Origin of the sequence: Spirosoma utsteinense (genome assembly GCF_014282275.1) — a bacterium.
GTDB classification, from domain to species: domain Bacteria; phylum Bacteroidota; class Bacteroidia; order Cytophagales; family Spirosomataceae; genus Spirosoma; species Spirosoma utsteinense.
The window spans coordinates 1-7,228 of record NZ_VFIA01000090.1 but is presented as its reverse complement, the minus strand read 5'-3'; the positions used below and the strand labels follow the sequence as shown (position 1 = coordinate 7,228).

The following is a 7,228-nucleotide window of genomic DNA, read 5'->3' as shown; positions in this document are numbered from 1 at the left end:
TTTCCAGTAGTACTTCGTCAAGTAAATCGGCATCGTCAACACGCATGGGGCCAAAAGTTAATTTGTATTTGGGTAAGGTAGCGATTCTAACACGTTATCGAAAAGTCTATACCTTTTACAACACCCCTTAAAATAGTACAATTTTTAATACGTTGAATATTCATTATTCTACCCTACTCCATCCTGATTTATAGTAGGCTAGCCGACAAGAGAAGGCCCCCTAAATTAATTAGATATGATTTGATCAACTGGTTTTTAAGCCGTTATCGCTATTTGGTGGTTTACCGGCTTCTCCCGTTCTTAGCCGTTGAACTAACTTTTAACTATTAACATGGCAACAGGAACCGTGAAATTTTTCAATGACGGCAAAGGATTTGGTTTTATTAAGCCTGATGATGGGGGCGAAGATCTCTTTGTTCACGTATCGGGAACGATTGATCAGATCCAAGAGAATGACAAGGTGGAATTTGACGTTGAGCGGGGCAAGAAAGGTTTAAACGCGGTTAATGTTAAAATGGCTTAACCGCTAGTGTGCTAGCCGGCAATTACAGATAAACATGTTGAAAGGCATGTTTATCTGTTTTAGTGGAGCCGACAACCTACGCTAAGCGCAGGGCTACAGGTTTATGACTTTCTGGTTCTGATGGCCTATCTCAATGAGGGAGTAGGTTACAAAAGAAAGGCTTATGTGTCGTTACGGATCGACGAAAAACCCGTTTTTCGTTTATTAAAGGTTCTTCTACCAAACGATTTTAGACTAATGAAGTCTTATGGCATTTTACAAACGGTCGTTCTTGAAGGGCCATTTAGTAATTTGATATTGATTAGAGAGCCGGTTACCAAATACATCTAGCATCCCCATATCCCATTTAGGTCATTTTGTAAATCATACGATAAACGTACAGCTCTCAATCTATAATTCATTAGAGGTAGCTGGCTTCTGGAATAGTTTCCGTTATCAAGCCACCACTAATTTACGGCCCATCGCAGTGACTATCGTAATAAGAGTATCTGATTGTATTTGTATTTCAGCACGCTCAATCTTAGAAATGGTCTGTCGAGTGAGGCCTGATCGTTTAGCGACTTCGTATTGAGTTAAATTAGACGCTTTGCGGGCATCGAAAAGTAGTTTAGCTAATTGCATTTCTCGTCGAACCTCAATGAGTTTACCTTCATCGTAGGTTTGAAAATTGTCGAATTGAATAGGGGTCCACTTGGGGCCACGGCCCATATCCGTTTCAACTTGAACCTTAGGCCACGTAAACTGTCCATCTTGAGCAATGACCTGGCCAAATACGCTTGGATCAGCTAGCTGATTATAAAAGGTCATCTCCGGCTGACGCCACGAATCAAGTTCTTTACTATAGTCATTCTGGCGCACTTCGCCGTTAGCCCACAAGCTGAGAATTTTGTGACCACTCACATTCAAGATTTTTAGTACTCTAGGAGTTCTCATTACGCAATTGGGGGTTTAATGTTTTCCAAGTTTGAAGGAGAGCGATCTTATTTTTAGCTATGTAAGTCAAAACAGTAGCTGATACACGGGCTGGCATTGGATCACCAGATAATAAACTACCATCCTGAATACAGACGCGAGCTACTTTACCGCCAAAATAAACATGTACATGAGGCGGATTGTGCTCACGTCCTGTTATCGAAACTCGAATATGCTTAGATAATTGGTAACTCGCCATACTTGCTGTAAAATTAACTAATAGGAATCAAACATGGTTCATTCCTATTTTTGAAATATTGGAGTGGATTAGCTTATTTATTGTATGTCTTGATCGGGTAACTAGTTCGTAAGCCGCCAAAAACTCCTTGGCCACAACGATTGATACCGCTTCATGACTCAGCTGCCTCTAAGCTTAATCATGAGTCGCTGGACCTGCACTCGCTGAAAGAGATGCCCCTTTGTCTTAGCCCCCTGAATAACTGGACAAAATTGTAAAAACAGGCGGGTCGCCGCTGCGATTAGTCCTTTTACATTCAGATACCATGAGCAAAATAAGGCGGAGTTTTACTCCCGAAGACCGCTATTCCATCGTCCAGGAAGCCATCCGGGACGGCCATGCTGAGACTTCTCGCAAGTACAATTTATCCCCTTCGTTGCTGCGCAGGTGGCGATTGAAATATTTGAGCAAAGGCAAAGAAGGACTGAAAGATTCCTTTGCACGTCTCGATCCCCAACTGCGAGCACTCGAACCGGGCCGCCGGGTCGGAGGAAAATGAACGCCTGAAGCGAATTGTGGCAAAACAGGCGCTTGAACTGGAGCCGCGGTGGCGGACCACTCAAGAGTGAGCTACTAAAAAAAACGCCTATCCACTCCAGGAGAAGCTAAACCTCATGAAACAGTTCGAAAGGCAAGTAAGTCGTACCCTATTGTGCCAGTGGCTAGGCCTGCCTCGGAGCGTGTCTTATTATCAGCCCCAGTCCGGTACACCGGGAGCCCGACCCAGCCAGGTAACGATGAAATTGGATGGATCATGGGTAGACAATAAGCTGATAGTGAGCCGTATTCGGCAATTGCTGAATGTTGAGTTTAATGCTCTCGGCTATGAATACATCACGTATGAGTTGAAAAAAGAATACTTGATCAACAAGAAAAAGGCGGACGCCGCGCGGTGTATCGGCTAATGAAGGAGCATAATTTACTCTTAGGTAAAGTGATCCGACCGACGGGCAAACGGGAGTTTGTTAAATTCAGACGAATTGAAGCGACCAAGCCTTTGGAATACCTGTGACGGTTCGCCGTTGCGATGGGACATCAAATACGTCTGGGTACAGGGGGAACGAAGGAATTACTATCTGCTGAGTGTCATTGATGTGTATAGCCGCAAAATTCTGGACTGGTTGTTTCAAAGCAGCATTCGTCAAATCGACTTAATCAATCTTTTCCGACGAATTAATCGGAGTCATCAACTGAAAGGGGTCATTTTGCGCAATGACAATGGCAGTCAATTCATTGCTTATTCAGTGCGTAACTTTTTGAAAAGCTCTGAAATCAAACAGGAATTCACTCATGTGGCCACTGGACTTGCTACATTTGACTGGAGACGGATTTTAAGAACATTTGGGGAAAACCGAAAGTACCCATGAAGAAAAGACGTGTTTTTGACGAGGCCTTCAAGCGGATGGCCGTCGAGTTGTCCCACGCCAAAGGTTCCGTGCAGGAAGCTGCCCGTGAACTCGGCATTGATTCGAGTCGGGTCACCAAATGGCGACAGAGCCACAAAAGCCTTGGTCAATTTGCAACTACGGCTACCGGGCTGAGCGAGGAGCAGAAACTGATTAAACGACTACAGAAAGAACTCAAAGACGCTCAAATTGAGCGCGATATCTTAAAATCCCTGTACAGCGTATACGCTGTTGAATAGCCTTAACAACTTACGTTCCAGCCAGAAACCCTATTTTTGGTTGACTTTCTGAACCAAGCCCCCTGCTTTTACTGGTACTACCTGAAGTCCTTCTTAAAATCTGGGCTGGAGCGTACGATGCCCTTTCCACTCGGAAGGCATTTGGCGAATTGATTGGTGATCGCTTTGGCGAATCCCGTACAGAAAACTTTTACAATCCCGATATGCTCCCGGAAGTCATTAACCACTAATGTCCTATGGAAAGCAACAAAGCTTCGTTCCAGATTATCCATCCCCATGCGGCAGGAGTCGACGTGGGTTCGCGAAGCCACTTTGTGGCTATCGACCAGAACAAAGACAATGTGCGCGAATTTGGGGTGTATACCAAAGACCACCAGGAGATGATCAGCCATCTGCGCCAGCATGGGGTGACCACCATCGCCATGGAAAGTACAGGCAGTTATTGGCAGACCTTGTTCAATGCCCTCCAACAAGCCGGATTTGACGTACTGCTGGTGGGGGGTAACCAGACCAAAAATGTAAAAGGCCGCAAAACCGATGTCATAGACTGCATCTGGATTCAAAAATTGCACTCGCTGGGTCTGTTATCGGGTAGTCTACTCTTGAGCGATACCTTCCAACAGTTACGAACCTACTATTATCATCGACTACATTTGGTCGAGCAGTCAGCCCGCTACAGCAATAAGATGCAGAAGGCACTACGGTTGATGAATATTCGACTTGATGTGGTGCTCAACGACATTACTGGCCAATCAGGCATGGCCGTTATTGAGGCCATCTTGGCTGGACAGCGTGAACCTGACCACTTAGTTTCACTGATCAGTATTCGGGTCAAAAAGTCGCGTCAAGAGATTGCCCATGCCTTGCAAGGTTGGTGGCGAGCGGAACTGCTCTTCGAATTGGAGGCCTCGCTGGATTTTTACCGGCTATATGAAGCTAAAGTGAAAGAGTGTGATCAGGTTATTGAAACGTTTTTGGTCAAGTATGCTCCTGCGGTTGAGATATCCGTGGAGGAGACCAAACAATTGAAATCCAACCGTAAGCGGGCCGGTAAACACGCACCTGGCTTTAATCTATCGCATCTGGCCTACCAATATTTCCAAACCGACTTGTTTGCCATATCGGGCATCAGTTACAATACGGTTTTGTGCCTACTAACCAATATGGGCCATGATTTGCATAAATTTCCGACTGCCAAAAGCTTTGCCTGCTGGTTGGGTCTAGTTCCCAATAATAAAATTAGTGGAGGTAAGATCATTGGCAATCGAACGCCTTCGGGGAAGAATCATATAGCCAAAGCCCTGCGCCATGCTGCTAACTCGATTGGCAATCAGAAAGATCACGAGCTGACTCCTTTCTTCAAGCGAATTGCCTTCAAAAAAGGTAGGCTGGCAGCCATTATCGCGACGGCTCGAAAGTTGGCTGTTATTATTTGGAACATGATTATCAAAGCCGAACCCTATCAAAAGAACCAGGTGGAATTAAGCACTGAGAAGCAGAAAGCCATGAAGTTAAAACACCTGGACAAGAAATTACACGCCCTTCAACTAACCAAAGAAGAACTGGAGAAGCTATTTTTAAAGCACTCATTATCAGTAATGTAATAATGAGTTGTACAGAAAAAGGCAGTCGGCATCTTCTCCAGGGGAGACCGCGCGGCGGACCGTGGGAAATATTCCGATTTATAGCGGAACATGCCAATCAGTTTTCCGTTGAGAGGATGTGTAGTATACTGAAAGTCAGCAGTAGTGGGTACTATTACTGGCGTAAGCATCCGGTTGGTGTCAGGCAACTAAAACAAGATCAGTTGCTAGACGATATTCGACAGGTACACGCTCAGAGCGAGTCTCGGTACGGTAGTCCCCGGATCGCTGATGAATTGCGGCAGCGGGGCGTGAAGATATCACGTAATCGGGTTGCCCGATTAATGCACAAAGCGGCCATTCGCAGTATCATGTACAAAAAGTATCGTGTTCAGACTACTGATTCATCTCACAACTATCCAGTAGCTAAAAACCTGTTAAACAGAGAGTTCACGGCAGATAGGCCAGGTCAGAAGTGGGTGTCCGATATTACTTACATTCCGACCGGTGAGGGTTGGCTATACCTGACAACCGTGCTGGATTTAGCACACCGAAAAGTAATCGGATGGGCCTTGAGCGATGGTCTGAAAGCTGCGGATACGAGCGTAGCAGCTTGGCGTATGGCTCTCAAAAACAGGCGTATAGAGGGTGAACTTCTATTTCATTCTAATCGTGGTGTCCAGTACGCCTGCACTGAATTTCGGGATCAGTTAAAAGGCTTGCCTGTCGTGCAAAGTATGAGTCGCAAAGGCAACTGCTGGGACAATGCAGTAGCTGAGAGCTTTTTCAAAACATTCAAAAGCGAATTGGTGAACCATACTGACTTTCCAACACGGGCCGCAGCCCGGTTGGCCACCTTCGAGTATATTGAAGGCTGGTACAATCGTCGGCGGAGACATTCAAGCCTGAAGTATCAGACTCCTGCTCAACAGGAATCTTATTTTTACACCTCTCAGATGGCTGCCTGAAAAAAATCTCCAGTATACTGTTGCCAGTCCACTTAAGCCATTGCCTCTCGCAGAGCCGCTGAAATGAACGTAGGCTTGTCCATTACATTGGTTAATCTAAATTCCTCGAACACATTCGTTTCTTCCGCCAGAAAGCGCAAAATTAGACCCGCTGGCAGATGCTTAAACAGATCGTTGAAGACCAGCCAAGAGGGCCGCTTTCTCTCCGTTAATACCCGCAGAAAGATGCGGTCATACACAGCGAAACGATCTAACTTGAATCGGTTGGCGCTGACGGGCAACTGGCCTAAAGCTAACTTGGTAGCGATGGCTTGACACTGCTTTTGAATAAAGCTAAAGGTGTACCCCGTGGAGGCCTTGGTGGCTCCACCAGCCGTGCCAATATGAACGATGGCCCCTTCACCCACTGGAAAGGCCGCATTCGTCATAGGGATTACGCCCGACTCGACGTGAGTTATTCGGTACTCGTTGAGCCCCAAATAAGTTTGAATGTACTTATCCAGCGCCTGGTCATATTGAGCGGGTTCTAACGTATCAGGTGAGAAACCTGTATACTCAACCAAGGCTTGGCAAGGACTGGTGGGTAGCACATAGACAAACCGACAGTCATTTTCTTGCTCGACTCGAAAATCCATCAACACGGGCTTTTCGACATCAAAGCTAGGTTGATCCGTTTCAATGAAGTAGCCCCTGAAGTGTTGAAGTAAGAGATGGGTATGGGTTGATTGGGCGGGATTTCGAAAGGCACTGTTAAATACGTAGGCCGCTTTATAGTTGTTTTTTGCCCCAACCACCGAGCCATCCGGATGGATGGAGACAATTTGGTCTTGCTTAAAAACTACATTAGGATGCTGCTCAATAAGTTGAAAGCAGTGCTCATAAAAGGCGATGCTAGTCAACATTTTATATTTATAGGGGCCGATGTCTACTTGCGCCGAAAAGTCCGGCGAATGAAACATAAGCTTGTCCCATTGGCTTTTTACGCATGCCTCAAAAGGACCTTCTTGGGCCTGCCAGAAGCACCAAGTTCGATCGTTCGTTTGCTTTAAGTCCTGATCAATCAGTAGAATATTCTTTTGGGCAAGGTTTTCCTCGGCAAGAAGATAGCAGAGTAGGCTTAGACCGGCAGCCCCAGCGCCAGCAATAATGTAATCGTAGTTTGTTTGATCCATATAGATGTGATTATATCTACTAGTACTTGTCCAATTTAATTATTAGAATAATCTGATTTATTCATAGGATTGACCTGCTCATACCATCGTTTGAGTTTATCTTCAGCCGTAGCCACCGTGAAACTCC

At 45.6% G+C, this 7,228-nt stretch carries 10 protein-coding genes; 7 read left to right on the top strand and 3 right to left on the bottom strand.

All coding sequences use genetic code 11. From position 1 onward, the window contains the following. Nucleotides 1-331 precede the first annotated feature (331 nt). Nucleotides 332-523: a cold-shock protein gene (locus FH603_RS27375; protein ID WP_186742401.1), complete on the top strand. Its 192-nt coding sequence runs from the start codon at nucleotides 332-334 to the stop codon at nucleotides 521-523. A gap of 435 nt (nucleotides 524-958) precedes the next feature. Here FH603_RS27375 and FH603_RS27370 read toward each other — a convergent pair whose 3' ends face one another. Both FH603_RS27370 and FH603_RS29400 read right to left on the bottom strand, forming a co-directional pair. Then, nucleotides 959-1,456 carry a helix-turn-helix domain-containing protein gene (locus tag FH603_RS27370; RefSeq protein WP_186742399.1) on the bottom strand — a complete coding sequence of 166 codons (498 nt, stop codon included), beginning with the start codon at nucleotides 1,454-1,456 and terminating at the stop codon, nucleotides 959-961. Further along, the gene (locus FH603_RS29400; protein WP_186742397.1) at nucleotides 1,443-1,694 is read right to left on the bottom strand and encodes a DUF4160 domain-containing protein; all 252 of its coding nucleotides are present in this window, start codon (nucleotides 1,692-1,694) and stop codon (nucleotides 1,443-1,445) included. Before FH603_RS29400 ends, FH603_RS27370 begins: the two co-directional genes overlap by 14 nt. A gap of 304 nt (nucleotides 1,695-1,998) precedes the next feature. Here FH603_RS29400 and FH603_RS27360 point away from each other — a divergent pair, with 304 nt between their 5' ends. From FH603_RS27360 to FH603_RS27335, 6 genes are all read left to right on the top strand, one after another. Further along, complete coding sequence (locus FH603_RS27360) at nucleotides 1,999-2,232, top strand: transposase (RefSeq protein WP_235985651.1); 234 nt, start codon at nucleotides 1,999-2,001, stop codon at nucleotides 2,230-2,232. Nucleotides 2,233-2,347: 115 nt separating this feature from the next. Then, complete coding sequence (locus FH603_RS27355; RefSeq protein ID WP_186742395.1) at nucleotides 2,348-2,638, top strand: hypothetical protein; 291 nt, start codon at nucleotides 2,348-2,350, stop codon at nucleotides 2,636-2,638. Nucleotides 2,639-2,695: 57 nt separating this feature from the next. Next, nucleotides 2,696-3,100 carry a DDE-type integrase/transposase/recombinase gene (locus FH603_RS29395; protein WP_186750515.1) on the top strand — a complete coding sequence of 135 codons (405 nt, stop codon included), beginning with the start codon at nucleotides 2,696-2,698 and terminating at the stop codon, nucleotides 3,098-3,100. Next, nucleotides 3,097-3,378, top strand: a complete 282-nt coding sequence (locus FH603_RS27345; RefSeq protein ID WP_186742391.1) for a transposase — start codon at nucleotides 3,097-3,099, stop codon at nucleotides 3,376-3,378. The genes FH603_RS29395 and FH603_RS27345 overlap by 4 nt, the downstream gene beginning before the upstream one ends. Before the next feature lie 236 nt (nucleotides 3,379-3,614). After that, entirely contained in the window at nucleotides 3,615-4,982 is a 1,368-nt protein-coding gene (locus FH603_RS27340; protein WP_186742389.1) for an IS110 family RNA-guided transposase, read from the top strand. A 2-nt stretch (nucleotides 4,983-4,984) separates the two neighbouring features. Further along, nucleotides 4,985-5,929, top strand: coding sequence for an IS3 family transposase (locus FH603_RS27335; protein ID WP_186742387.1), 945 nt, complete (start codon nucleotides 4,985-4,987; stop codon nucleotides 5,927-5,929). A 32-nt stretch (nucleotides 5,930-5,961) separates the two neighbouring features. Here FH603_RS27335 and FH603_RS27330 read toward each other — a convergent pair whose 3' ends face one another. Continuing rightward, complete coding sequence (locus FH603_RS27330) at nucleotides 5,962-7,101, bottom strand: lycopene cyclase family protein (protein ID WP_186742385.1); 1,140 nt, start codon at nucleotides 7,099-7,101, stop codon at nucleotides 5,962-5,964. Nucleotides 7,102-7,228 lie beyond the last annotated feature (127 nt).